This is a genomic window from Acidiferrobacter thiooxydans, from assembly GCF_003333315.1.
Lineage (GTDB): Bacteria > Pseudomonadota > Gammaproteobacteria > Acidiferrobacterales > Acidiferrobacteraceae > Acidiferrobacter > Acidiferrobacter thiooxydans.
The window spans coordinates 1-24,275 of the sequence record NZ_PSYR01000002.1; the positions used below are offsets into that span (position 1 = coordinate 1).

General features: G+C 61.0%; 24 protein-coding genes and 1 pseudogene. 20 read left to right on the forward strand and 5 right to left on the reverse strand.

What is annotated here, in order from left to right; translation table 11 throughout:
- Nucleotides 1–391: 391 nt before the first annotated feature.
- Entirely contained in the window at nt 392–1,291 is a 900-nt protein-coding gene (locus tag C4900_RS07120) for an IS4 family transposase (protein WP_147267153.1), read from the forward strand.
- A 3-nt stretch (nt 1,292–1,294) separates the two neighbouring features.
- Here the strand turns inward: C4900_RS07120 and C4900_RS07125 are convergent, their stop codons facing one another.
- Complete coding sequence (locus C4900_RS07125; protein WP_114282836.1) at nt 1,295–1,630, reverse strand: hypothetical protein; 336 nt, start codon at nt 1,628–1,630, stop codon at nt 1,295–1,297.
- 44 nt (nt 1,631–1,674) lie between these two features.
- On the opposite strand from C4900_RS07125, the gene C4900_RS07130 reads away from it, so the two are divergent.
- From C4900_RS07130 to C4900_RS07150, 5 genes and pseudogenes are all read left to right on the forward strand, one after another.
- Nucleotides 1,675–1,842 carry an IS4 family transposase gene (locus tag C4900_RS07130; RefSeq protein ID WP_267896463.1) on the forward strand — a complete coding sequence of 56 codons (168 nt, stop codon included), beginning with the start codon at nt 1,675–1,677 and terminating at the stop codon, nt 1,840–1,842.
- Nucleotides 1,843–2,105: 263 nt separating this feature from the next.
- A complete protein-coding gene (locus C4900_RS07135) occupies nt 2,106–2,696 on the forward strand; it encodes a Druantia anti-phage system protein DruA (RefSeq protein ID WP_211306822.1) in 591 nt (196 codons plus the stop codon).
- Nucleotides 2,697–2,850: 154 nt separating this feature from the next.
- Nucleotides 2,851–3,159 (forward strand): IS3 family transposase, encoded by a 309-nt coding sequence (locus tag C4900_RS07140; protein WP_170132459.1) that lies wholly within the window; start codon nt 2,851–2,853, stop codon nt 3,157–3,159.
- Nucleotides 3,156–3,605, forward strand: a complete 450-nt coding sequence (locus tag C4900_RS07145) for an IS3 family transposase (protein WP_170132460.1) — start codon at nt 3,156–3,158, stop codon at nt 3,603–3,605. The genes C4900_RS07140 and C4900_RS07145 overlap by 4 nt, the downstream gene beginning before the upstream one ends.
- A gap of 12 nt (nt 3,606–3,617) precedes the next feature.
- A pseudogene (locus C4900_RS07150) lies at nt 3,618–4,031 on the forward strand (Hsp20/alpha crystallin family protein); the annotation flags it as partial.
- Between the two features lie 60 nt (nt 4,032–4,091).
- Here the strand turns inward: C4900_RS07150 and C4900_RS15825 are convergent.
- The gene (locus C4900_RS15825) at nt 4,092–4,556 is read right to left on the reverse strand and encodes a hypothetical protein (RefSeq protein WP_147267150.1); all 465 of its coding nucleotides are present in this window, start codon (nt 4,554–4,556) and stop codon (nt 4,092–4,094) included.
- 489 nt (nt 4,557–5,045) lie between these two features.
- Nucleotides 5,046–5,522, reverse strand: coding sequence for a MarR family winged helix-turn-helix transcriptional regulator (locus C4900_RS07155; RefSeq protein WP_065971416.1), 477 nt, complete (start codon nt 5,520–5,522; stop codon nt 5,046–5,048).
- Between the two features lie 71 nt (nt 5,523–5,593).
- Here C4900_RS07155 and C4900_RS07160 point away from each other — a divergent pair, with 71 nt between their 5' ends.
- The 4 genes from C4900_RS07160 to C4900_RS15985 all read left to right on the forward strand — a co-directional run bounded on the left by C4900_RS07160 (nt 5,594) and on the right by C4900_RS15985 (nt 9,054).
- Entirely contained in the window at nt 5,594–6,091 is a 498-nt protein-coding gene (locus C4900_RS07160; RefSeq protein ID WP_065971419.1) for a carboxymuconolactone decarboxylase family protein, read from the forward strand.
- The gene (locus C4900_RS07165) at nt 6,088–6,531 is read left to right on the forward strand and encodes a GNAT family N-acetyltransferase (protein ID WP_083996056.1); all 444 of its coding nucleotides are present in this window, start codon (nt 6,088–6,090) and stop codon (nt 6,529–6,531) included. The genes C4900_RS07160 and C4900_RS07165 overlap by 4 nt, the downstream gene beginning before the upstream one ends.
- A 283-nt stretch (nt 6,532–6,814) precedes the next feature.
- Nucleotides 6,815–7,941 (forward strand): IS3 family transposase gene (locus C4900_RS07175; protein ID WP_114282776.1). Its coding sequence is split into 2 segments (ribosomal slippage): nt 6,815–7,076 and nt 7,076–7,941, totalling 1,128 coding nucleotides; the frame shifts between segments, so codons are not numbered across the junction.
- Between the two features lie 606 nt (nt 7,942–8,547).
- On the forward strand, nt 8,548–9,054 hold the full coding sequence (locus C4900_RS15985; protein WP_065969409.1) for an OB-fold protein: 507 nt from the start codon (nt 8,548–8,550) through the stop codon (nt 9,052–9,054).
- 333 nt (nt 9,055–9,387) lie between these two features.
- Here the strand turns inward: C4900_RS15985 and C4900_RS16900 are convergent, their stop codons facing one another.
- On the reverse strand, nt 9,388–9,522 hold the full coding sequence (locus C4900_RS16900) for a hypothetical protein (RefSeq protein ID WP_267254365.1): 135 nt from the start codon (nt 9,520–9,522) through the stop codon (nt 9,388–9,390).
- An 81-nt stretch (nt 9,523–9,603) separates the two neighbouring features.
- Here C4900_RS16900 and C4900_RS07185 point away from each other — a divergent pair, with 81 nt between their 5' ends.
- Nucleotides 9,604–10,239 (forward strand): retropepsin-like aspartic protease family protein, encoded by a 636-nt coding sequence (locus C4900_RS07185; protein ID WP_065969411.1) that lies wholly within the window; start codon nt 9,604–9,606, stop codon nt 10,237–10,239.
- Nucleotides 10,240–10,626: 387 nt separating this feature from the next.
- Here the strand turns inward: C4900_RS07185 and C4900_RS07190 are convergent, their stop codons facing one another.
- Nucleotides 10,627–10,983 carry a hypothetical protein gene (locus C4900_RS07190; RefSeq protein WP_141689216.1) on the reverse strand — a complete coding sequence of 119 codons (357 nt, stop codon included), beginning with the start codon at nt 10,981–10,983 and terminating at the stop codon, nt 10,627–10,629.
- 320 nt (nt 10,984–11,303) lie between these two features.
- On the opposite strand from C4900_RS07190, the gene C4900_RS07195 reads away from it, so the two are divergent.
- From C4900_RS07195 to C4900_RS07230, 9 genes are all read left to right on the forward strand, one after another.
- Nucleotides 11,304–12,533, forward strand: a complete 1,230-nt coding sequence (locus C4900_RS07195) for a hypothetical protein (protein ID WP_114282842.1) — start codon at nt 11,304–11,306, stop codon at nt 12,531–12,533.
- Between the two features lie 24 nt (nt 12,534–12,557).
- The gene (locus C4900_RS07200; RefSeq protein WP_083995695.1) at nt 12,558–14,045 is read left to right on the forward strand and encodes a DUF2779 domain-containing protein; all 1,488 of its coding nucleotides are present in this window, start codon (nt 12,558–12,560) and stop codon (nt 14,043–14,045) included.
- A gap of 164 nt (nt 14,046–14,209) precedes the next feature.
- Nucleotides 14,210–15,301, forward strand: a complete 1,092-nt coding sequence (locus C4900_RS07205) for a helix-turn-helix transcriptional regulator (protein ID WP_083995696.1) — start codon at nt 14,210–14,212, stop codon at nt 15,299–15,301.
- A gap of 530 nt (nt 15,302–15,831) precedes the next feature.
- On the forward strand, nt 15,832–16,422 hold the full coding sequence (locus C4900_RS07210; RefSeq protein ID WP_228579955.1) for a PD-(D/E)XK nuclease family protein: 591 nt from the start codon (nt 15,832–15,834) through the stop codon (nt 16,420–16,422).
- Between the two features lie 16 nt (nt 16,423–16,438).
- A complete protein-coding gene (locus C4900_RS07215) occupies nt 16,439–17,092 on the forward strand; it encodes a hypothetical protein (RefSeq protein WP_065969416.1) in 654 nt (217 codons plus the stop codon).
- A 416-nt stretch (nt 17,093–17,508) separates the two neighbouring features.
- Nucleotides 17,509–18,024: a hypothetical protein gene (locus tag C4900_RS16240; protein ID WP_065969417.1), complete on the forward strand. Its 516-nt coding sequence runs from the start codon at nt 17,509–17,511 to the stop codon at nt 18,022–18,024.
- Complete coding sequence (locus tag C4900_RS16245) at nt 17,930–18,253, forward strand: restriction endonuclease (protein ID WP_228579957.1); 324 nt, start codon at nt 17,930–17,932, stop codon at nt 18,251–18,253. The genes C4900_RS16240 and C4900_RS16245 overlap by 95 nt, the downstream gene beginning before the upstream one ends.
- 507 nt (nt 18,254–18,760) lie before the next feature.
- Nucleotides 18,761–21,256 carry a TonB-dependent receptor gene (locus C4900_RS07225; protein WP_065971905.1) on the forward strand — a complete coding sequence of 832 codons (2,496 nt, stop codon included), beginning with the start codon at nt 18,761–18,763 and terminating at the stop codon, nt 21,254–21,256.
- 23 nt (nt 21,257–21,279) lie between these two features.
- Nucleotides 21,280–24,183, forward strand: coding sequence for a bifunctional YncE family protein/alkaline phosphatase family protein (locus C4900_RS07230; RefSeq protein ID WP_211306823.1), 2,904 nt, complete (start codon nt 21,280–21,282; stop codon nt 24,181–24,183).
- The last annotated feature ends 92 nt before the right edge of the window (nt 24,184–24,275 follow it).

Sequence of the window (24,275 nt, forward strand, 5' to 3'; positions counted from 1 at the left end):
CCGCATTTCGCGTGATGGAGCAGGGTTCGCCAAGGACGGGAAGCGCCGTCCTGTGAGCGATGTGGAAGCCGAGAATGCACGGCTTCGAGCCGAGAATGCTCAGCTGCGCATGGAGCGCGATTTCATAAAAAAAGCCGCAGCGTACTTTGCGAAGGAGTCCAAGTGAAGTACGCCTATATCGCCTCGCAGGGACTCACTACCCGATCGGGTTCATGTGCCGGGTACTTGAGCTTTCTATTGCACACATCTTTGGCGATTTTCTCTGATTGTTTGACGCGCCTAACGAAAGTGCTGGACACACGCGCCGAGATTGCGTAAGGTGGCGGTTGTCGCGGCGTGCGACAAGGACAGGCGGACGGCGTGCAAAAGTCGAGGCGTTGGGGATCCGGATGTGCGGGCGATCATGGAGGCCGGCACAGAGTCGGTCGAGTGGGTGAGACAAGAGTTTGCCCGCGCCGACCTCTCCGATAAACGCCTGGATCGTCGCTTGGTGAAAACTGCGGAATATCTCGCCCAATCTCCCGGCTCGCCGATCAATGAAGCGTGCGGCAATTGGGCCAGTACGCAAGCGGCGTATCGGCTGTTCAATAATGCCAAGGCGAGCGCGGCGGGGATCCTCAAACCCCATTGGGAAGCGACGGCCGCGCGCATGGCCGGCTGCGGGGGTGCGGTGCTGGTGATGCAGGACACGGTCTTCTTCTCCTACGGCCGGCACGTCAGGACTCGGGGCCTCGGACCGATTGGCAAGAGCAACGCCGCGCATGACCGGGGCCTCATCATGCATAACGCACTGGCCTTCACCACCTCGGGCGTGCCGCTCGGGATCGTGAGCCAAAGCATCTGGGCGCGCGGGGAGATCCCGGAGGAAGACTATCAGGAGAAGATCGAGCGCCTGCAGGTCACGGCGATCGAGGAAAAAGAGAGCGCGAAATGGCTTATTGCGCTCAAAGAGACGGTCGAGCGGGCGCCCGCGGGCGTGCCGGTCGTCACCGTGGCCGACCGCGAATCGGACTTCTTCGAGTTCTTGACACGCGCCCAGGACCTGCAGGCGCACTATCTCATCCGCGCGCGCACCGACCGCAAGCTCGTGCCCGAAGACAGCGCGGGCTGCACGCGGATGCTCGAGGCGTTGAGCGATGCCCCGGCATGGGGGAGCATGACGATTGAGGTTCCTGGCAACGGCAGTCGTAAGGCGCGCACGGCGGCGATCGAGGTGCGCACAGCCGAGGTCACGATCCAGCCCCACCGCGCCGTGGGGCGGCCCAGACGTCCGGCTCCAGCGAGCCTGTGACCGTCACCCTGATCGGGGCGACCGAGTCGTCCCCGCCGGCCGGGTGGAGCCGATCAGCTGGGTGTTGCTCACAATCTCATCGTCAAAGACTTCGCGTCCGCCACCGAGAAGGTGCGGTGGTATGGGCGGCGCTGGGGCATCGAGATCTGGCATAAGGTGCTCAAATCCGGCTGCAAGGTCGAGGACTGCCTGCTCGAGGAGGCCTTGCGCCTCAAGCGCTATCTGACGCTTTTCAGCATCATCGGCGTGCGCCTGATGCATGTGACCTACCTGGCCCGCGCGCACCCGGATCGGCCGGCCACCGAGGTGTTCTCCGAGGAGGAGGTCGAAGCGCTGCATATCCGCGTCACGCGGGCATTGCCCCCGCAGGTCCTGCCCCGACGCTGCGCGACATGGTGCGCATGCTGGGCCGGCTCGGCGGCCACTTGGGCCGCAAGGGGGATGGCGAACCCGGCGTCACCGTGCTCTGGCGCGGCTGGACGAGTCTTTACGAGACGGTCGAGACACTGCGTGCCCATAAACATGTCCTCAGCCCGCGCGACTCGAGCTGAACGATGCGCTACTGCGGACGAGAGTTTACACCAGCCGAGATCGCGCTGATCCGCGAGTGGCTCACGACCCCCAGATGAACCGTGCTCGTTTATCCCGGGAAGTCTGTGAGAGGCTCGGATGGCGCCGGGAAAATGGCGCTCTGAAGGATATGAGCTGTCGCGTGGCCCTCAACCGCATGCACGCCGATGGGCTGATCACACTGCCCCGCCGCGCAACCCAAGCCCGTCACCTACCGGTCCTATCCGGACATCGAACAGGCGGTTTGCGAACCGCCGTCATCCCGGCCATCGATCTCGCTACGCTCACCATTGATCCGGTCCTCGGCAGAGCCGAATCGCGGCTGTGGAACGCCTATATCGAACGCCACCACTACCTCGGGCATACCCTCATGCCCGGGGCGCAACTGCGCTACTTCGTACGCGCCCAAGGCCAGATCGTCGCGGCCCTGGGCTTCGGGGCCAGCGCCTGGAAGGTCAAGCCCCGCGATCAGGCCATCGGCTGGACGGTCGATCAGCGGCAACGCAATCTGCACCTGATCGTCAACAATGCCCGTTTCCTTATTCTGCCGTGGATCCATTGCCCAAACTTGGCCTCACGGATCCTGGCCTTGGTCAGCCGCCGACTCCCCGACGACTGGCACGCCCGCTACAGCTATCGCCCGGTTCTGCTCGAAACCTTCGTCGAGAAGCCGCGCTTTACCGGTACCTGCTACAAGGCGGCCAACTGGCAAAACCTTGGGGATACTCAAGGGCGCGGTAAGCTCGACGTCTTGCATCGCCACGCAAAGCCCGTCAAAAGTATCTGGATCTATCCGCTCGTGCGGGACTTTCGCCGGCATCTCTGCAACGCATAAGACAGGCCATTCGATTACCTATCGATATTCATCGATGCCTCATGCTTTGTTGACAGAAAGATGTGTGTAATAGAAAGGTACTTGAGGTATCGACGTCGGGATTCTTCGCCTGGCAGGCCGAGAACGTGCGCCACAGAGCGACGCGGACGCTCCGTTGCGTGCAGCGATCATACAGGTCCACGAGGAAAGCCGGCGCCGCTATGGTCGCCGGCGCCTCACGCATGCCCTGCGCGCACAGGGCATGCGCATCAACCCCAAACGTGTGCATCGAGTGATGCGCGAGGAAGGCTTGCGAGGCGTGCGTAAAGGGCGCTTCGTGCCGCGCACGACCGACAGTGCCCATCAGCGCGCCATCGCCCCGAACGTCCTACAGAGGCGATTTAGCGTCGACACAGCCGTGCCGGCCTGGACAAGCGACATCACGTACGTTGCCACTCGTGAGGCTGGCTGTACCTGGCGGTGATTATCGCCTTACAGACACGCCAGGTGCTCGGCTACAGCCTCTCGGATCGCATGCCCGATGAGCTGGTGCTCAATGCGCTGCGCAATGCCTGCCATCTCCAGACACCGCCATCCGGTACGGTGTTTCATTCCGACCGCGGCAGCCAGTACGCCAGCGATGATTTCCGCAACGCTCTCGGCGCACTTGGCATGGTGGCCAGCATGAGTCGCAAGGGAAATTGCTGGGACAATGCGGTCTCGGAGAGCTTCTTCGCAACACTGAAGACCGAAGAAGCGACCGAGCCGTATGCGACAAAACAGGACGCCCACAGAGCGATCGCGCAATACATCCACGGATTCTACAATCCTGTCCGCCTGCACTCATCACTCGGATACTTGTCGCCCAACGAGTATGCGCGCAGAATGCAACACCCAGATCAAGACCCGTCTATGAGGTCCGCTGCGTAGGGACCACTTCACTTCAATGATGCCTTCCACGGTTTCGGGCTTTCCTGGCCACGGCTGAGCTGGCCGAGAGTGGCGCCCGAATGGCAGGGCCTTCTACGTCCATCGCTCGACATCCAGGAAACCGACAAGCAGTACCGCATCACGCTTGAGGTGCCGGGCGTCGAGGAAAAGGACATCCAGCTCACGCTGGAAGACGACGTGCTCTACATCCGCGGCGAGAAGCGTCAGGAGCAAGAGCATAAGGACGCCCAGTATCACCGCATCGAGCGCAGTTACGGCAGCTTCCAGCGCGCACTGAATGTGCCGGCAGATGCCGATCAGGATACGTTCAAGGCCTCGTTCAAGAACGGCGTGCTTACCGTCACCATCGACAAGCGCGCCCAGGCTGGCAGTCCGCGCGGCCGCAGCATCCCAATCAACAGCTGAACGGAACGGCCTTGTCTGGTGGCGCCACCCTCGCGAGTGGCGCCTTGCCTTTCATTACCGTCACATCCCCAGTCGCAAGATTGCGGCCGTCTCGCGCGTCGTGTCGCCGCGCCTCACGCTGAGATCTGCGGTGTCGTTGACCTGGAAGTCGTCCAGGTATGCCAAAAGCTTGGGCACGGAATCCATCGCCTTCGACGGCGATGATGACGTCGCGCAGATCGATGCCTTGCGGGGGCGGCATGTATCCCAAAGCCGCGCCTGCTCGGCAGCGGAGCCGAGGGCGACGCGCCGCTCGAAGACGCGCTTGGTGCCGGTGAGGCACCGATTGAGTCCTTCACCTACCTCAATGCCGAGCGCAGGCCGGATGCGCCGTACCGCTCCAACAACCCTCCCATACCCGGCTTCGCGCTGATATCGTGTGGGCCCCGGACAGGTCGATCGGGTGGACGGGGCAACCGGAGTGGGCAGATCTCCCTCTCCCGTTCCGTCAAGGAGGCCGGGCCCGCGCAGGCGATAACCGAGCATAGGGAGACAGCTCTTCGCGTCATGAGCTGCATGGGCGAGCCGCGGGACCTGCGAGGCCTTCTCCTGAAGTTCTGTCGCCGAGAGGGGCTCACAACGGCGAGCAAGGGTTGGCATGCCGTTATGCCTGACGGTGGGCGATATTCCGGTGCGAAGATCCTTTGGCCGCGCCGGGCGAAGCCCCGGTGATCGGGCGCCGCGCGTGGGGTTCCGGCGACGTAGCCGCCACGAAGGTCGAGGCGTACTCACCCGGACGCCGCATGGGCCTTCAACCGCCCGCCGTTCCCAGCACGCACCGATGCGGCCATGGATTGCGCGCCCTGCGGCCAGGAGGCTGCGCGCCTTCGAACGCGGCAGACCTGCGATACATGAGGCAGACTCCAATCGGCGGACTACCTGTACCGGATAAGGGAATGGAGTCCGTATGTGCAAAGGCTTGCCATGCTTGTCCCCGAGTTTTTGGGCGATTGTTTGCGGTAACGAGCCGCTCAACTAGAGTCCAACTTCAAGCGCCGCCACTTTCACCAGCCAGCGCCTGATCACTTGTTCGTCGGTTGGAGACACATGAGCTAGCAGTTTTTCTTCAGCCGCCTTTACGCGGGCGCGGCACCGGCCGAGTAGCTGTAGCCCTGCCTTGGTCACCTCAATGTGCCGAATGCGCCCATGCACCGCATGCGGGCGGCGCAAGACCGCGCCACGGCGCTCCAGGTTCGTCACGATCACGCTCATGGTCTGTGGTGTCAGCAATGACAGACGCGCCAAGTCCGCATTCGATGCGCCGGGATAGGCTGCGAGCATAGTTAGAACCGAGAACTGCGGCAGCGTGACCCCCAAGTCCTTCAAAGCACGCTCCATGCCAAGCCGATGGGCGGCATTCGCCTGCCGCAGCAGGTAGCCGATGTGACCCTGCTCGCCCCGTTTGCCTTCGCCCACGCTTGGTACCGTGGTCCTGTTCGTGGTCTTGTTCATAATGTCAGTGTTCGTATATTATGTTCGAGCACTGATACTAACACTTACCATGGCAGACAGGAATGACCATCATGACGCCCCCAAAACACAACCCCCGCATCGACCGCGCCACTTTTGATCGAATCGCGCCGGCGGCGGCCGCTGCACTCGGTACCCTTGGCCGAGTCGTCGGTGACTCGGGGCTCGACAAATCATTGGTCGAGCTGATCAAGTTGCGCGCCTCGCAGATCAACGGCTGCGCATTCTGTATCCAGTACCACCTGAACGTGGCGCGCCAGATCGGGGTGCCTTCGGTCAAGCTCGACTTGGTGGCGGCATGGCGTGAGGCGGGCGTGTTCTCCGCACGTGAGCATGCCGCCTTGGCATGGGCGGAAGCGTTGACGTTCATGGCCGGATCGGTTGTTTCTGATGCGATCTATGCCGAACTGCAGGAGCAGTTCTCCGAGAGCGAAATCACGTTCCTGACAGTCGCTGTCAGCGCCATCAATGCCTGGAATCGCATAGCCGGGGCGCTCCGATTCGCGCCCCAGGTAGCGGTTGAGCATTCGGCATCGGGAAACTCTTCATGATCACCTCGACGACGGTCCCGCAATATGTCGACGACGAGGATGGTGTCCGGCGTTGCTACCCGCTGATGGCGCAGTTGCGGCCACACCTTGCCACCGAAGATGAGTTTGTCGACCGCTGGCGCCGCCAGGTGGCCGGTGGCTATCGCCTCCTGGCGCTGCTTGAGGGCTCGCGCGTGATCGCGTTGGCAGGTTTTCGAGTGCAAGAGAACCTCGTGTACGGCCGCTTCCTGTATGTCGACGACTTGGTCACCGATGGAGCCTTGCGCGGCCGTGGGCATGGCGAGCATTTGATGGCACGCCTCAAGCGCGAGGCGTGCATCCTGGGTTGCGGCAGATTGGTGCTGGATACACCACTCGGCAATTCGTTGGGGCATCGCTTCTACTTCCGCAACGGGCTGCTCGCTACCTCCTTGCGTTTCAACATCGCGATCGCGCAATAGATTGGTGATGATGACATTGCTGCATATCATAGCCAGTGCCCGGGGCGAATTGTCGCACGGTCGCCGGGCAGGCCAGGCTCGTCTAAGCCGGCTTTTCGGCAGGCGAGCAGACGTCGCCAACCCGTAAGGACCTCGCAGCGACCGTCTGGTGTGGGCCGCACAGTGAGCGGCAAGGCGAAGCCCTACGGACGAATACTGGAGGCCAGAGATGGACCCCAATTCTTGGACACTAGCTTAGGTGATTATCTGCCCTTACAGTAACGCAACAAGGAGCAGAAATCCTATGAGCAAGACACGACGCAATCACGCCCCGCAGTTCAAGGCCAAGGTGGCCCTTGAGGCCCTGGCCGGGGAAAAGACTATCCATGAGATCGCAGCCAAACACCAGGTCCATCCGAACCAGGTGACCCAGTGGCGCCGGCAGTTGATCGACCAGGCGGCGAGCATTTTCGGCAAGCCCACGGGGACGACACCCACCAGCGATCGCGAGGCCTTGCTGGCCAAGATTGGAGAGCTTACGGTCCAGAACGATTTTTTCGCACGAGTGCTCGGCAAATGACCACGGCTGAGAGACTCCAACGGGTCGAGCGCGAGAATCCGGTGGTGCCGATCGCACGCCAATGCGCGTGGCTTGGCGTGCCCCGCTCGAGCGTGTATTACCAGGGGAAGCCTGTGGTCTCCGAGGAGGATCTTTCGCTCATGAAGCGGCTCGATGCCCTCCACCTCCAGCACCCCTTCCTGGGCTCGCGGCGCCTGCGGGACCGGCTCGAGCGCGACGGCGTGTTCGTAAACCGCAAGCGCATCCAGCGGCTCATGCAGGTCATGGGGATCGAGACCCTGTACCCCAGGCGCAAGACCAGCGCCCCGGGTCCGGGTCATCGCATTTATCCCTATCTTTTGCGAGGCATGACCATCACCCGGCCCAACCAGGTCTGGTGTGCGGATGTGACCTACGTCCCCATGGCCCGGGGCTTTTGCTATCTCGTCGCCATCATGGACTGGGCCACGCGTGCGGTGCTCTCCTGGCGGCTGGCCACCACCCTGGAGGCCGACTCCTGTGTCGAGGCCTTGGAGGAGGCCCTGGAGCTCTATGGGGCCCCGCAGATCTTCAACACCGACCAAGGGGCGCAATTCACCTCCGAGGCCTTCACAGACGTCCTGAAGGCCCACACGATCGACATCAGCATGGACGGCAAAGGCTGCTGGCGTGACAACGTGTTCGTCGAGCGGTTGTGGCGCTCTGTCAAGTATGAGGAGGTGTATCTCAAGGCCTATGCATCGATACCTGAAGCACGGGCCTCTCTTGCAAAATACTTCCATTTCTATAATCATGAGAGGCCTCATCAAGCACTGGATCGACGGACACCGTGGGAGGCTTACACCACAGCGTCCTGGGATCTAGCCGCTTGACCAACCCGGCAGATAATCCACCTAAGGATCGGGAGATTCTGTCCAGGGGTTGGGGTCCATCTCAGCCAACTCCTCGAGGCCTGACCTTCTTGGTTGGCACTATGGTGCGGTGAAGGGTGTCGATAAGCTTTACGTAACGGCAAGTGGCCGCTGCGGGCATGCCTGCCTCGCGTGCCATCGGTACTAATGAGGCCCCCATCCGCAAAGGCCGCATCGCGGATCCCTGGATACCGAAGGCGTATATCGTGCATTCGTACCCTCACCAACGCTTTGCTGCCAAATACTCAAGATAGAAGCCGGCCACGTTCGCAGCGCCTACCCGGGTCTGTGCGCCGGTCTCCGGCGATCGGCATTCCTGGCGCGACCAAACGAGATGGCCGTATAAGAGGGTCCCTGCGAGACCGGGCAAAAAGGAGGACAGTCGTTACCCGGGACACCAAGCCTCACGGCAGAAACAGGCGAGGCTACAGGCGCGCCCGCCCGGCAGCCCCCTGGCTGCAGGACCTTGGGCGCGCGTATCGGCCCTTACCGTGTGGCCGATCGTCTCGCTTGCCACTATACTCCCCGCGAGAGACGCATCGCTCTGACACGGGAAGCACGAACACCATGATCTGCCGACATTGCAAGCAAACCATCAACTACCGCACCTTGCAGTGCCCCCATTGCGCCGAAATTCAATGGCGCATACTTACCGCGGCCACGGTGGTGGCCTTTTTCGGGCTCGTGATTGCCGATGTGGCATTACCCCTATTCGTTCCTCACAGGACAGGCGCCAGCACATCGCCGCGCCTTCCTGTGGTCACGATTTCGGCCCGCAAGCTTTACACGGCTTACCACACCGATCCGGGGGCGATGAACCGTCGCTTGGCGGGACACACGGTACGGATAAGCGGCGTTGTGACCTCCATCGCGCTGGATTTCGCAAACCGGCCTGTGGTATCACTGCAAAGTAGGCGCCATGTCAACGACCAGATGACGATGAAGGGGTCTGAGAAAGCGGCGGCAGCCAAACTCCATACCGGCGAAAGAGTGGTTATCGATTGTGCGCATATGTCCAGCATTATGGGGATCCCCGAGGGGAGCGACTGCACATTCGAGAGCCGCTCGCGTTGAGCCCTCCTTATGGCCCCTTAGGGACCGAACTCCGAGGGCAATCCGTGGATCCGATTGGCCTTAAGCGCTGTGCGCCTTCACAAACGCCTAGCGGGCGCGGTGGGCCGCGAGGAGCGCATGGCTTTCGGTGCTCTTGATGGGCACGAGGCGCATATTGGGACGCGAGACCGTGTCCGGGATCGCGTCGGCAGCGACGGCATCGTTCTTTGGGGTCTTTGACGGAGGGCTTCACGAGGTGCGGGGCCATGAGCCTCACCGTGTGTCCTGGCGCCGAGGGTTTTCGAGCCCCATATGTGGGCACAGCCACAGGCCTCGAGGGCGATGAGACAAGGCTTATGGCTGGAGAAAGACGTGCGCCTTTGAAGACGTTTGCATAGTTTTTTTGACAGCCGCCTTGCCATGGGCCTTGACACCGTGGATGGCAACAACCGTCTCTACCAGATCCATTCCCATCGTTGTGATCTTCATGATCGTCTCCCCTTATGGCGAGAGCGTTCACGCCCTTCACGGTGGCGCGCGTGATGTCGTTCAGGGTGGGGTGGCCACGGTATGTGTAATAGAGAGAGCCTTGCTGGCTCAGGCTTTATTCTGGAGGCCGCGCAGAGTAAGCTTCCGGGCACGATGGGATACCAAGACCGGGACTGGTACAAAGACGCACAGCGTGATAGGCCACCGGTCGCACGCAAACCAGCCCCACCCAAGCGCAAGGGTCCCGTGTTTTCGTACATCCTGCTCTGGGTTGTGATTGGCCTGGTTTTTTATGGTCTGGTCACGACATTTATCCCGGGGATGGGGAGTTCACGGGTTCAGATTCTGCGCGATGGCTCGGTGGTACTCGGCACAAACCGCACCGGCAATTATGTGATAAACGGATCGATTAACGGCGTTTCTGTGCGGTTTGTGGTGGATACTGGGGCTTCTCTGACCTCGGTATCGCAACGCGTAGCGCGGCACATGGGGCTGTTCGGTTGTGTGCCAGCGCGTTTCACGACAGCAAACGGCGAGGCACAGGTTTGCGTCGCTGGGGCACGGGATCTGCAATTCGGCGACTTCCGTGTGCAAAACGTACAGGTCGCCGTGATGCCCGACATGGAGACGCAAGCCTTGCTGGGAATGAATGTTCTCAACAGGTTTCACATCACCCAAAATGGCGGCAAGATGATTATTTCTAAGCCATCGCCATGAAACTCGAATGCTTAACCAGTTGTTATTCTCGAAATCGGCAATGCGCTGATGAGCTCTGAGGAGCGGGAATAAGGGGATGATATAGGCCTAGAAAACTGGCGTTGCATGCGCTCCAGGAAAATACATCATTGGAGCGGAGACTTGGCTAAGTTTGTCGAAAATACAGAGGGCACGGAAGTCCCTTACGTTCAGGCAGGGCATGGAAACACAATGCAATTCCCAATATCGGCGTCGAATGCGGGATACACCTCAACGCGCGAAAATGCGTGAGGGAAAGTGAGGGAACAAAGGGCTCGGCTAGGGCTGTGGCTGTTGTTGAACAGCAGGGTGCATTTAGTAGAAACGAAATGGGGAGAATTTAAAAGGAATGGGTGTACGCGGTAATACCTAGGCGCGAACAAAAGACCCAAAATACTTATCAGCCGCCCAGCCTATGGTTTCCGTCAGTGCGGCGGCTGTCGCTGCATTCACAGCGTTGCCGGCGCCAGGCAACCACCCCACAACCCATTCTACGACGACGCGGCCCACGGTCAGACTCGCATATGGCAAGAGAAACTTCGCCACAACACCTTCTGTGACCGAGGCCCCGTGCTCGCGGGCAATGGCCATGACCATTGCCGCCTGAATCGGGAGGATGACCGCCTCATCGGCACCAGGGACCTGCGCGAAGCTCACCGCTGCGGCGGCACTCGCCAGGGCCGCCTCGTGAATAATCGCGTGGATCTTTTGTGGGGACGCTGCCATATCCATCCTTGTTTACTGATGATGTCAATTGTGCCTGGGTGCCTTACCGCATCCGGTCCACAGCCCCAAAACAGGACACCAACGGCGCTATAAGACCTCAAACGCGTTTCAGACGACAGCCACGCAAGCTTGCGGGAGCCGCAAGGGCGAAGTAGCTCATGCCCCATCTCGGAATATGACGCGCCCCAGGCCATCCCGATCCGGATCTTCCCATGCGACATGGGTTGTCGCAGCCGGGACCTATGATGGGTCGTATCGGGGACGCGGAAAGCCATCGCGGCCGGATGATCCATAAGGGCGATTGCGACAGGGGAGGGCCTATGACGTGCGAAGTGGTGGTCATGAACAAACGGGGTATTGCGCTCGCCGCAGATAGCGCCGTCACCTTGAGCGACGGGGATGGCAACGCGAGCAAGGTCTATTACACGGCCGAGAAGCTCTTTTGTCTATCCCCGGATCTGCCGGTGGCCATCATGACATACGGTCCGGCCGACATCATGGGCGTGCCGTGGGAGACGGTCGTCAAGGTCTACGCGCAAAAGCTCGGGGGGCGGCGCTTTGATACCTTGGCCGAGTATGCGCAGGACTTCCTTGCGTTCATCGAGGGGGCCGACTGGCTCTTCCCCGGAGAGACGCAGACACACTGGCTGCAGAGCCTCGTCTACGGCTTCTGGAAGGAGTGCTATGTGGACGAACTGGAAAGGATGCTGGCGGAAGAGGAAAAAACCACCCCCAAGGGTAAACTCAAAAAGCTCGCGGCCATCATCGCCGCAGACCATGAGGACTGGGAGCGCTATCCGGATCTCGCCTGCGTGAGTTCGGGCTATGGCCAGCGTGTGCGGGAGATCTTTGCCGAGGCCCTGGACGAGGCTGAGCATGACCTCCTTGAGGAATTGGCCTTGACCCCCGCCCTGCAGGAGGCCCTGCGCAAGACTGTGGAGTTCGCCTACCAAAAGGAGTGGTTCCACCCCCGCGATCGCAGCCATGTGGTGATCGCCGGCATGGGGGAGGCCGAACCCTTCCCGATTTTGCTGGAATACGAGGTCGGTACGCTGGCCGCGGGCACGCTGCGCTACCGGAAGGCCGACGAGACGCGGGTCGGCGAGGACTCGGACGGCACGGTCGCGCCTTTCGGGCAAAGAGAGATCATCGATTCCGTGATCCAAGGGATCCATCCGCGCATCTATGGTCAGCTCATGAGAGCGGCCGCCCGGATGCCGCAGGATCTGGAGGATTACGACGACGAAGACGAACCCGAAGAGATCGAGGAAAGGGCGGAGGCGTTCTCCCAGTTGGTGCGTGAGGAGGTTCTGCGGCCCTACGCGAAGCCGCTTCTGTCGGCGGTGAGCGCGCTCCCGCGCCAGGACCTGGCGAAGATGGCCGAGTCACTCGTGAATCTGACCGCGTTTTTTATGCGCATGTCGGCCGATGAGGAGCAGACGGTGTCAGAGCCGGTGGACGTGGCCCTGCTCTCGAAGGGTGATGGGTTCATCTGGGTCAAGCACAAGGATGTGCGGGGTCTTGCCTATGATCGATCCATTGGCGCCTGACGGGTGCGAGAAGAGGGGGAGGGTATGACGCGCGTCTTCGGCTTGTCCAAATCGAAACTGATGGCGTTCCGGCAATGTCCGCGTAGGCTCTGGTTGTCGGTCCATAGGCCGGACTGCGTGCCGGCCGACGACACGAACGAGGCGGTTCTGGCGACGGGCACGGACGTGGGCGTCATCGCCCGTCAGGGCTGGCCGGATGGCATCCTGATTGCCCCCGAGGGACCGCTGACCGAGGCCTTGAGCCAGACGCAGACAGCACTTGCGGCGCGCAAGCCCCTGTTCGAGGCCACCGTGCAGCAAGACGGGGTGCTGGTGCGGGCCGACGTCCTGGTGCCCCGGCCACGGGGCGCAGCCTTCGATCTCATCGAGGTGAAGTCATCGACCCATGTTAAAGACTATCAGCTCGAGGATGTCGCCATTCAATCACAGATCTTCGCGGCGGCGGGTGTGCCCTTGAAGCGTCGGGTGCTGCAGTACATCAACAGCGCGTTCGTCTACCCGGGGGGTGGCTGTTACCACGAGGTCCGGCCGGATGGGAGTCGCAATGGCCTCTTTGCCGCGGAGGACGTGACTAGGGCCGTGACGTCTATCCAGGCCGAGGTCCCGGGATGGATCGATGCGGCCCGGCGGACGCTGGCAGGCGCCATGCCGGATGAAACGGACGGATGCAACGACCCCTATCCCTGCCCCTATCAGGCCTTCTGCCATGCGCAGGCACCGGAATATCCGCTCTCCTGTCTGCCCCGGATCCGGGCGGAGGCGATCGCCGCCCTGGCCGAAAAAGGCTACCAGGACGTGCGGGATGTCCCGGCAGGGGTGCTCACCGTCCCCGCTCACGAGTGGGTGCGGCAGGTGACCTGCTCCGGTCAACCCGAGCTGCGCCCCGGGGCCCGGGCGGCTCTTGCGGTCCTCGATTACCCCCGCTATTACGTGGATTTCGAGACGATCCAGTTCGCCGTGCCGATCTGGCCGGGCACGCGTCCCTATGAGCAGCTGCCCTTTCAGTGGTCCTGCCATCGCGAGGACCGATCGGGCGCCCTAAGCCACTGGGAGTTCCTGGATCTCTCCGGCGCCGATCCGACCAGGGCGTTTGCCGAGACCCTGATTGCGGCCTTGGGCACGAAGGGCCCTATCTGTGTCTATAACCAGGGCTTCGAGGGTCGTGTCATCCGTGAGCTCGCCCTCCGATATCCGGAGCTTGCCGCATCGCTTGCGGCCCTTCTTTCGCGCCTGATCGATCTTTTGCCGTTGACGCGCGCGCACTATTACCACCCGGCCATGAAGGGGTCGTGGTCGATCAAGGCCGTTTTGCCGACCATCGCGCCTGATCTGGATTACGCCGAACTGTCCGAGGTGCAGGATGGGGGCGGGGCCCAGGAGGCCTATCGGGAGGCCATCGCCCCCGACACCCCGCCGGACCGCAAACAGGTCCTCGATCAGGCCCTGCGGCGCTACTGCGGCCGGGACACCGAGGCCCTCGTGCGGCTGGCGGCTTTCCTGAAGCAGGGCTAAACTTCACATACAACATAACGATAAGACGATGCCACGACATTTCGGGGAGTGTGCGCGATCCACAGTCCGGGTTGCGTCGGGGGTGTGCCAGGGCAGTCCCGCAGCGCCGGGCCGGGAGTCCTCCGGGCGTACGGTGCTACAGGCGGCCACCACAAGGCGGCGTCATGCGCGCGCGTAGGGCGGTCATGGCGGGCGAGCGCGAGACGATTCTGCGCCAGTGGGAGATGTTGCGACGGATTCCCCGGTATCCCGTCAAGACGACCACAGCGGAACTCCACGCAAGCCTCGTCAAGGCTGGGTATCAGGTCACGAAGCGCACGGTCGAACGCGACCTCGAAAGGCTGACCGTCCCCTTTCCGCTGCTCGCCGATGAGCGCAGCAAGCCCTTTGGGTGGAGCTGGCGGGCGGATGCCCCAGGTCTCACGATCCCCGGCCTTACCCTGTCCCAGGCGTTGACCTTTCAGCTCGTCGAGCAGCACCTGCGGCCTTTATTGCCGCCCGCGGTCCTTGCGGAGTTGCAGCCTGCCTTCGCGCTTGCAGCCGCGCGGCTTGCCGAGGCTGGCCCCACGCGCCGCTCCTGGGTCGACAAGGTGCGCGTCGTCTCCCCGACGCAGACGCTGCGGGTGCCGCCCATAGCCCCCGAGGTCCAGAGAACCCTCTACGAGGCGCTCCTCACAGACCACCAAGTGCAGATCCGTTATCTAAAGCCCGGCGAGAAAAGCCCCATCACGTATGAGGCGGTCCATCCGCTGGGACTCGTGCAGCGCGGCGCCGTTTTGTACCTCGTATGCACCTTCTTCGGTTACACGGACCCATTTCTTCTGGTCTTGCATCGCATGAAGACGGTCACGGCGCTCGAGGTCCCTGTGGTCCGGCCCCCCGACTTTGATCTGGATGCCTATATCGCCTCGGGCCGGATGGGCTTTGGAGAGGGGAAGACTATTCGTCTCGAGTTGTGGCTTGACGCCGACGCCGCACGCCACCTCACAGAGACGCCCTTGAGCGAAGATCAACGCCTGACGCCAACGTGCGACGGACGGGTACAGGTGAACGCGACCGTCCCGGAAACCGAGCAGCTGCGCTGGTGGATCCTGGGCTTTGGGGAGAAGGCAGAGGTAGTGAAGCCGATCCGCTTGCGCAAGGCAATGGCCGGAACGGCACGAAACCTTGCACTGCGTTACGGGGCCGAACCAAGACAGATCAATGCCGCCGGAAATGGCGCACATGGGAGCATTGAAGAAGCATGGCGACCGTGATGGCGGTGATGTCGCAGGGACCTTTGATGAGCGCTTAAAGGGGATGGTGGATTCGACATGGGCAGCAGGGGCTCCGCGGGGGGCGATGTCAGAGACATCGAAGACAGTCGCCGAAATACCCCATTGCTATGCCGACCTACTTATCCTCGTGTATCGCTGGCAGAGACTGAAATACGCGGTGGCACCCGACGATGACGATAGACCATGACATGGATACCATAAGGAGACAGAACTCAATGGCCACCAGTCGAGTCAATGATCCACATTTCGCCAGAGCCTTGGCGGCTTTCACGCTATCCTTTAGGGACATCCAGAGTACGACCCAAAACAAGCGCCCCAATGCGCTTTCGCTATCCGCGTTGGCTAACGCCTTGTCGGCGTTACGCGTCCATTTTCATCGTGACCCGCCACGACCCCTTTGGGATCGCTTGGCGGATTTCACAGCGGCGTGGCCCGGGTTGCCCCCTAGGTCCCCCTCGCCGATACCTGTGCGGGTGTCGGCGCAAGTATTCGAAGCGTTCTGCCAGGATATGGAGAGACCGCTCGCGGAGTACCGAGCGACCGGTGTTTTGGCCAATGTATGGGTTGTTGCAGGCCTAGGGCGTGATGAGAGGCGGAATGCGCAGGTGCTCGCTTGGTTCTTGGACAACCACGGTAACCATGGCCAAGACTCGCTTGTTCTGCGCACGCTCCTTGAGAGTTTGGAGGGACGCTTACCTGCGGGATTCCCGCGCTCCTCGCATTTTCAGAGGGGGTACAAAACGTATGTCGAGTCGTGTCCTGACGGTGACATGACCAATCGGGTGGATATCGAGATTACGAGTGACGACGCCTTCGTCTTCCTTGAACTCAAGATTGGCGCACCAGAACGTGCTGGCCAGTTGGATCGTTACTACCAACTGGCAAAACGGCGCGCGAACGGCCAGGCCGTAGGTGTGCTGTATATCACGCCCGGAGGTAAACGACGAGAACCGGTAAGATCCGAGGAAAGGGCACACATCGTCGAAATCAGTTGGGCTGATGTAGCGAAGGCTTTGCGTCGAAGCGCCACGGTCCTGTTAGTCGACCACCCGGTTCGTCACTACTTGAATCAGTTTGCAACTCACATCAACGCATTATAAAACGGAGAAAATGCATATGAGTACGGTAGCCAATGTTGACGCCTTAGTTATTCGGAATATGTCCACAATAGAGCAGTCTATTGAGCATCTTATCAACGTCATAGAACCGCGAGTCTTTGGGGCAATAAATGAGGAGATCACGGATTGGATAGAAAAGAAGCGATGGGTTGGAGAGGCGACGTATAATGATCAACATCTGGATATTTGGCTACGGCCGGTGACTTGGCGGACTTCGCCGGGAGAACCCGCAGAGCACGGCCCCGCATATTTTTATATCATGGGCTTGTCAGAAGAAGAGGACTGGAGTTGGGTGACCATACTGTGTGGTGCCAACAAAGATGAAATCGGATTTGTGACAGAGTTCGACTGGAGAGGCGCGGGCCTAGCCAAGAAGGACTGGAAAGCCCTTGCTCAGGAGCACCAGGCCAAAACGCCCCAGTTGCATCAAGCGGGTTTCCGGTTTGACGATAAGGAGGGTGTGTGGGCCCTCCCTGTTCGTGTGGATGCCGAGAAGCTTGCACAGGCTATCGAGGAAGATGACATTGCGTCCGCTCTTGAACCGTTGCGAGTGGCGTTAGAAACGCTTGGTCGAACCGTGGATCTTTGGAACGCGCTCGTAGCAAAGATTATCAAAAGCGATAACCCCAGACGTAAGAGTGGCAACGCCTAGCTTACAAAGGACGGCCGCCGGGCTCTGCTGAGGGATGGCTACTAATAACCCATTAGGCGTAACGGGCCCCCATTAATCGACGTACGAGAAGGGTCCATGGAAAATATACATACTGGGGCGAAGCCGCTAAAGATTCTTGTGAAAAGTGTGAGAGCTTCCCAGAATATCAGAGGATGGCCGGCCTTTTTTACGTCTGGACTGTCTCAAGATCAAACAAGGACCGTTCTTTCTGTCATCCAACAAGAGCTAGGGACATTTCGCCTGGATTAAGCCTTAAAAAAAAGGACAGACGTTACACAAAGTCCAAGGCGATCTAGGATTGGGTAAGCGAAGTCTGGCCTTTTTCCTATGAGATACGGAAAGGCGACCTCGTTATCCTGCCGTTCAAGACGCAACCCACCATCTATGTCGGAGAAGTGGTCGGGGATTACCACGCGGAGTTGCAGGGGCCGAAACCGTCCTTCCACTGGCGGCCGGTGAAATGGATTGGCGGGTCGGTTCCGCGCGCCAGCTTCGGCAAGGATTTGCTCTACACTTTCGGCGCATTTCTGACCATATGCCGCGTGCAGCGCAACAACGCCGAGCAACGCATCGGCGCCATGCGGGCTAATGGCTGGAAGCCCGAATCCATAACGGCGGTCACAAAGGCTCATTCACCAATGACCAACGAGGCCGCCGAAGATAGCGACCCTGAAGAACTGGCCCATGACCAGATTGCACCGCTTATCGCGTCGCGTTTCAAGGGGCATGGTCTCATCCGCTTAGTGGAAGCGATCCTCAAGGCGCAGGGGTACATCACGTACCAGAACCCAGAAGGGGGATGGGGGCGTCGATATTCTGGCCGGTTCGGGGCCGCTGGGTTTTGGTTTGCCGCGTTTGTGCGTGGAAGTGAAATCGGAGGGTGGGCCTATCGACCGCCCGAGCGTGGATAAGCTGTTAGGGGCGGTCTCCAAGTTTGGCGCAGGTGAAGGGTTGTTCGTCTCGTGGGGCGGCTTCAAAAGCAACGCGCAAAAAGAACTTGCGGAAAGCTTCTTCTGGGTGCGGCTGTGGACGCAAAAGGATCTGCTGGAACAACTGTTTGCTCATTATGACCACCTTGATGAAGACTGGAAGGCCGAATTGCCATTGAAGCGGATGTGGACGGTGGCAGTACAGGAATGATGGCTTGCCCTGAGTGCCTGGCATATGGGTTACTCGGTTTGCACAGTACCCGGATTACAGGGTGGGGCCCTGAACCGCGACAATGTCGTGGGTCGGAACGGCTTTTGATGTGCCCCCTACGGAGAGGTTTCTTGGGATCATAACGCTTGAATATAGGGCGCGCAGCGAGGCCTCGTCCGTTTGTCCGAGTACTAAGGCGCACCATCATTAATCGGGTCAGCGCGGGCACGGGCACTGAAAAGCTTTTCTTGAGTGTCGCCAGAGCAGGCGGACGAATCGGCGGGGCGATAACGTCCATGGGCATGACGCGATAAGGTCGAATTCACGAACAAGCGGCGGCGAGATGACAGGGATATTGTGTAGAGATAAAGGTTCGGATCATGGGATCCGTATCACACGATACTTTCTGTGTTCCGGTCGCGTTTAGGAATATGCAATAGTCACGTAATATTCGCGTTCCATCCTTGGTCCGGTGTCGTTACATGATTCCGTATAAGGGAGGGAGTCGTGAACACCGATTTCTATCGTTACCACGTTATGCGCGCCCTGTTTCTTGCCGGCATCATCAGCGACCCCGTCTTGGCGCACGCCGCGCTATCGGTCACCGGCAAGCCTGGTGTGCAGAGCGTCGGCAGTCAGGATGACGGCCTGCCGGGAGTAGCAGGAGGCAAGAGAGGTAACTCACAATCCCTTTATGCGAACCACGTGTCTTCCGTGGTAACCGCGCCGGGCGCGCTACTCGTCTCACGCCGCCGTGACACGACCGGCGATCATGCACCCGCCATACCGGGTGCGCAAGGATCTGTGAACGTCGGTGAGGTCAATGCTGCATCCGGTCGGCGTGCACCCCATTCGGCCCGCAAAAGGCAGTTTACATCAAGTACGGCCAAGACCATTGTCGATCGGGCACAGATCGAGACCCGGGTCCCGCCCGGGGGCAGTATCGTGCACGCGCTCGCCGCGGCCCCCGGCGTGCAGATCCGAGGCTATGGTTCGGGCAACGGCGCCTCCCGCTATCAGATCCGCATTAACGGTATTCAGGTCGGCTGGGCGCTATCGGGCGGCAATCCCGAGAAGAATGGCATCGCCGTTCTGTTTGACGGCATTCCCATGAATAATCCGCTAGCGCAATGGGATGGATGGGAGAGCGCTGAGGTGCCCATCGCCGAGATCTTCCAAGGGGTCACGGCTGTACAAGGTCCCGGCAACCCGGCGAGCCGCTGGTATGACAGCATGGGTGGGACCGTGGATCTCCATCCCATCGAACCCACGCACGGAAGCGGCGGGCGGGTGAGTGTGGGTGGCGGGAGCTTTGGCACCTACCACGCGTTCGCCCAGGCGGACTCGGGGGATTTCGGGGGATGGTCGACGGTGGTGGGCGCGGGCTACACCCACTCCGATGGGTTCCGCGAAGGGCTTTATACGGGGCCAAGCAACGGCACAGCGGCGTTTATGAAGCTGCGTCGGGCGTTTCGGGGCGGTAGTGCGAGCTTTGGCGCCTACTATTCGCGGGTAAATGAGTATCGTCCCGATTACATCCCGGTAGCCCCCATCCCGGGCGTGTCCGTCAATGGCTACGGTGTCCCGGGGACCGCCTACAGCCAGGACACCAGCGGCTTTTATTACACCATTCCCCAAAGCCTATACTCCAAGAACGACTTCGCGCACATGTGGCTCCTCTATGGCCGCCAGCGCTTCGATCTGGGGGGCGCCTGGCGACTCAGTAACGTCTTTTGGTATCGCGCCGGCTATCGTCATCACAACCGGCAGCGCTTTTACTACCCCGATTACACCGGCATCAACAGCGAATATTACACAGGCGCTACCCACACCCTGGGCGACCGCATCGCCCTGCACTGGAGGAATGCCTGGAACGACCTAACGGTCGGTGGCTATTACATGCACGAACGCTTCCACAGCCTGTATTACGGCTACAACCCGGCTATCTTCCAGAGCTCCGCCAGCCTCCCGCTGTTTGTGGCCGATTACTACGATTACTGGGATGGGGCTGTGGCGTTCGCCCAGGACACCTTGCGGCCATTGCCGGCTTTGCGCATCACTCCTGGTGTGAGTCTCATGAATTATCGCGTGCAATTCGCCAATAACAGCGTCGGTGGCATACCTCCCGGCGCCTCGCCGATAGTGATCTATGACGCCGCGCGTAATAACGACAATTCGTATACCAAGCTTGCGCCGAGCCTGGGTGTGAATTATCGCCTCAACCCCAGCCTGCACGCCTTCTTCACATGGGCACAGAACTATCAGACGGCCCCAGCCTCGGCATATGGCAACTATCAGGCGTACCCCACGGTGCCACCGAGCGCGCCTACGCGCGTGAATAGTGACATCGGTGGACTGAAGCTCGACCGGGGGCCCCTGCGTGGTCAGTTGAGCGCTTTCCATATCGCGCTCAGTAACGCCGTTTTGTCGACCTTTTTGCCTTCGCTTGCGATCACCAAGAATGCCGACGTCAGTGCCGTGTATAACGGCGCGAACCTCGACCTGCACTATGGGCGCGAGCTCGGTTGGCAGGGCCTTGCCAGCGCCACCGCGGAACATGCCTACTACCCCCATTACGTCACCGGTGGTACCACCGTGCTGGGCGCTTCGATTCCCAATATCCCCACGTGGCTGTTCACGGTCGGCGCCGGATATCGCTGGTATGCCGTTCACACGACGTTTTCGGCACGCCTATGGGATAGCTACAATGGCCAGCAGTACCTGTTCTCGAATCTCACCAACCTGCCGACGACCACCACCCAGGGTGCCTACAATGTCGTCAACCTGCGCCTAAGCGCCCGTATCGCCGTCCTAAGCGATGCCACCCATGGACTGAAGGACGTGCGCGTAAGCCTGTTGGTGAGCAACCTATTGGATCGTCGCTACAACGCCATGGAGTACATCAGCAGTGGCGGGGAACTTGGGCCCACAAGTGCCGGCGCGGTACTAGCCGTGCCCGCGGCCCCGCGTGCGATCTACGCCAACCTGAGCGCACGTTTCTAAATCACTACCAGGGCCTCGATCTCATGACCGTTCGCACTCTCCGAAACTTGCTGATCCTGGCCGCGGTCGCGGCCTTTGCGGTCATGGCCGCGCTGTCTTATCCTGCCCATGGCCATGTGTCACGCGGTCAACGCGGCCCAACCGTCCTACATGCCGTCACCATCGACGCCAAAAATCGTGACCGCTATATCCATATCTTGCCCACTGGCCGCCGGCTAGACCTGGTCGGGACGATCAATGGCACGCCCGATTTTCCCACGGCGGTGGTGCCCTTCAAGCACGGGGTGGCAGTCCTGGCCAACGGCGCCACCCCGTCGCAGACCATAGGGCTCTATGAATCGGATCTAGAGCGTTATGCCTTGTTGGCCGTCTACCGCGGCAAGGCCCCCGGCAAACCCACGACCATTGCCCTGCCCAATGGTCTGGGGATCAGCGAAACACCCCACCACCCCGCGGCCGCGGGCGTCGCCTATCGTCCCAAGGCGAGCGCTGCGCAGCTCGCCGCCGACGCGCGTCGGACCCTGCACGCGCAGGCTGCTCATCCGCCGCTGGCCACCACGATTATCGCTCATGGTGATCTGTTCCAGGGTCTGGCGGTGGGCCCCGACAACATCCTGTATGCTGCCGGCGGGGCATCGGACACCGTGCTGGCCATGCGCCGCGTACGCGGCCGGCTTCAGGTTGTGCGTCGCTACACCCTGCGCTGGCAGCTCTTTCCTGCCCACCAGTACCCCTATCAGTATCAAGGCAACCAGGATGCTCACCATCTCTTCTATCCGGACTCGGTCGTGGTGGGACCAGCTGGTCGACACCTCTATGTGGCTGGTCTGTTATCCAATAGTCTCGCGCGCATCGACATTGCTAGCGGTCACGCCCAATATGCCCCTGCGGGCTCGTACCCATTCGCTGTGGTACTTGCCGATGGCGGGCGGCGGCTGGTGGTGAGCGATTGGGGTGGCAACGGCGTGACGGTGATCGACCGTGCCCCTTTCCGGACGCTGGGCCAAATCGCTACGGGCCCCAAGGAACGGGCCGATAGCACCGGCGCGGGTGTCCACCCCACCGCGCTGGCGGCCGTTCCCGGCACCCCGGACGTCCTGGTGGCCGATGCCGATGTCGACCGGATCGTTGAGATCGATACCGGGAGTCTAAACACCGTCCGGATACTGGATGATCAGCCCTATCCCGACGCCCCGCCGGGCAGTTATCCGGATGGCTTGGCCATCGCCGACGGTCGGTTATTCGTCGCCAATGCCGGCAACAACGACGTGGCGGTCTTCGATCTCGCCACCGGGCAGCCCCTCGGGCTCATCCCTACCGGCTGGTATCCGAGCGCCCTGGCGATCCATGGAGGCGCCCTTTATGTCGTCGCCGCCAAGGGTCTAGGGAGCGGGCCCGACATCCACTACCAGTGGGTGGGCGATATGATGACAGGTCTGGTACAGAAGATCCCATTGACCGATCTGTCGGCCAAGCTCGCCCGCTGGACTGTCATGAGCCTCCAGAATGATGGATTCTCCGGCGTGCAACGCGCCGCCCGTCACGCCCATGACGTGCGCACCGCGGCCTGGCTCCGCCGACACATTCACTACGTGGTCTTCATCCTGCGTGAGAACAAGACCTTCGACGAGGATTTCGGCCGATACCGTGCCGCTGGCCACTGGGCCGACCCGCATCTGGACCTCTATGGGCCGCGGGAGCTGCCCAACCTCTATCATCTGGCGGCCACGAGCACGCTGTTCGTGGATTTCCTGGCCGACGGCGAGGTGACCGCCCAAGGCCATCAATGGACCACCGGCGCCTCTGACTCGGACTTTGTGCAGCGCACATGGCCCGAGTACTATTCGCAGCGCGGCCTCATCGGCAACCCCGGCTGGACTCAGCCGCTCACCCCTGGCAGGCCGGGCACTCACAACCCCTATGCCATTTATGCGAACCTTTCGGCGCTTGGGCGCTGGTCCAACCCCTGGATCAGCTATCCCGGCCGACTCTATCTCTTCAACGATCTCCTCGCGCACCACGTCTCCTTCGAGGACTTCGGCGAGTTCGTTTCACGCTCCAAGATCGGGGCCATATCGGCCGCCATGCGCCGGCATCTCGCCACGGATTTCCCCGGCTGGGACCGCATGATTCTCGATACTGCCCGTGCGCAGCTTGCCATCAGCTGGTTGAAGAGTCACCCCGGCCGCCTGTTCCCTCGGTTCCTCTATATCTGGCTACCTGACGACCATACCGCCGGCCGCAAGCCCTGCTACTACAGCCCCGATTACTACGTCGCCAATAACGACCGGGGCACCGCAGAGCTCATCCATTACCTGTCCACCACCGCACAATGGAAGCACATGGTGGTGTTTCTCACGGAGGATGATGCCCAATCGGGCGCCGACCACATCGATGCCCATCGCACATTCGCGCTGGCCGTAGGGCCATGGGTTAAACGCGACCATCTTGAGACGGCCGCCTACTCACAGGTCAATATCGTAAAGACCATTGAGGCCATTCTGGGTCTGCCACCGCTGTCGCAGTGGGACGCGAACGCCACCGTGCTGTCCGGCCTGTGGGCCGACCATCCGGACTTCGCGCCAGTCCCGGTGGCCCCCATGAAGGTCCCGGTGACCTTCAATGCCGGCACCTGCCCCGATCACACCCTGCTGCGCCGTGAGGCCGGGGCCACGGGACATTCCCTGACAGCCCAGTGGCTAAAGATCCACACCAACCCCCATGGGGCGTCCTTGGCCCCGCCTGATGCCGCTCGAAGCTACACGACGACAAGCCTCCTCAAGGTCCCAGGCCCCGAGCAGATGCGTCAGGAATGGATCGCCGCCAAGGGGCGACGCGCCTACGAACGGGTGATGGGGTATCTACGCCGTTACGCGGGGGCCCATCACAGTCCGCTCAGTCACTACATAGCGAACGATGGGGGTTGAAATGATGCGGGCGCGGCCAGGGAGGCAGCGCGGCTTGCGGGCGTGGCCCATAATGATTATCACACAAGAAATCCGCCGTGGGATAACGTCGC

Excerpts from the sequence above, each read along its gene's own strand:
- C4900_RS16900 (WP_267254365.1), bottom strand. The coding sequence starts at position 9,522 with ATGAAGATCACAACGATGGGAATGGATCTGGTAGAGACGGTTGTTGCC.
- C4900_RS07155 (WP_065971416.1), bottom strand. The coding sequence starts at position 5,522 with ATGAACAAGACCACGAACAGGACCACGGTACCAAGCGTGGGCGAAGGC.
- C4900_RS15825 (WP_147267150.1), bottom strand. The coding sequence starts at position 4,556 with ATGCTCGGTTATCGCCTGCGCGGGCCCGGCCTCCTTGACGGAACGGGA.
- C4900_RS07160 (WP_065971419.1), top strand. The coding sequence starts at position 5,594 with ATGACGCCCCCAAAACACAACCCCCGCATCGACCGCGCCACTTTTGAT.
- C4900_RS07205 (WP_083995696.1), top strand. The coding sequence starts at position 14,210 with ATGCGCGCGCGTAGGGCGGTCATGGCGGGCGAGCGCGAGACGATTCTG.
- C4900_RS15985 (WP_065969409.1), top strand. The coding sequence starts at position 8,548 with ATGATCTGCCGACATTGCAAGCAAACCATCAACTACCGCACCTTGCAG.
- C4900_RS07195 (WP_114282842.1), top strand. The coding sequence starts at position 11,304 with ATGACGTGCGAAGTGGTGGTCATGAACAAACGGGGTATTGCGCTCGCC.
- C4900_RS07210 (WP_228579955.1), top strand. The coding sequence starts at position 15,832 with ATGGAGAGACCGCTCGCGGAGTACCGAGCGACCGGTGTTTTGGCCAAT.
- C4900_RS07215 (WP_065969416.1), top strand. The coding sequence starts at position 16,439 with ATGAGTACGGTAGCCAATGTTGACGCCTTAGTTATTCGGAATATGTCC.
- C4900_RS07230 (WP_211306823.1), top strand. The coding sequence starts at position 21,280 with ATGACCGTTCGCACTCTCCGAAACTTGCTGATCCTGGCCGCGGTCGCG.
- C4900_RS07165 (WP_083996056.1), top strand. The coding sequence starts at position 6,088 with ATGATCACCTCGACGACGGTCCCGCAATATGTCGACGACGAGGATGGT.
- C4900_RS07200 (WP_083995695.1), top strand. The coding sequence starts at position 12,558 with ATGACGCGCGTCTTCGGCTTGTCCAAATCGAAACTGATGGCGTTCCGG.
- C4900_RS07190 (WP_141689216.1), bottom strand. The coding sequence starts at position 10,983 with ATGGCAGCGTCCCCACAAAAGATCCACGCGATTATTCACGAGGCGGCC.
- C4900_RS07125 (WP_114282836.1), bottom strand. The coding sequence starts at position 1,630 with ATGCAGCGCTTCGACCTCCTCCTCGGAGAACACCTCGGTGGCCGGCCG.
- C4900_RS07185 (WP_065969411.1), top strand. The coding sequence starts at position 9,604 with ATGTGTAATAGAGAGAGCCTTGCTGGCTCAGGCTTTATTCTGGAGGCC.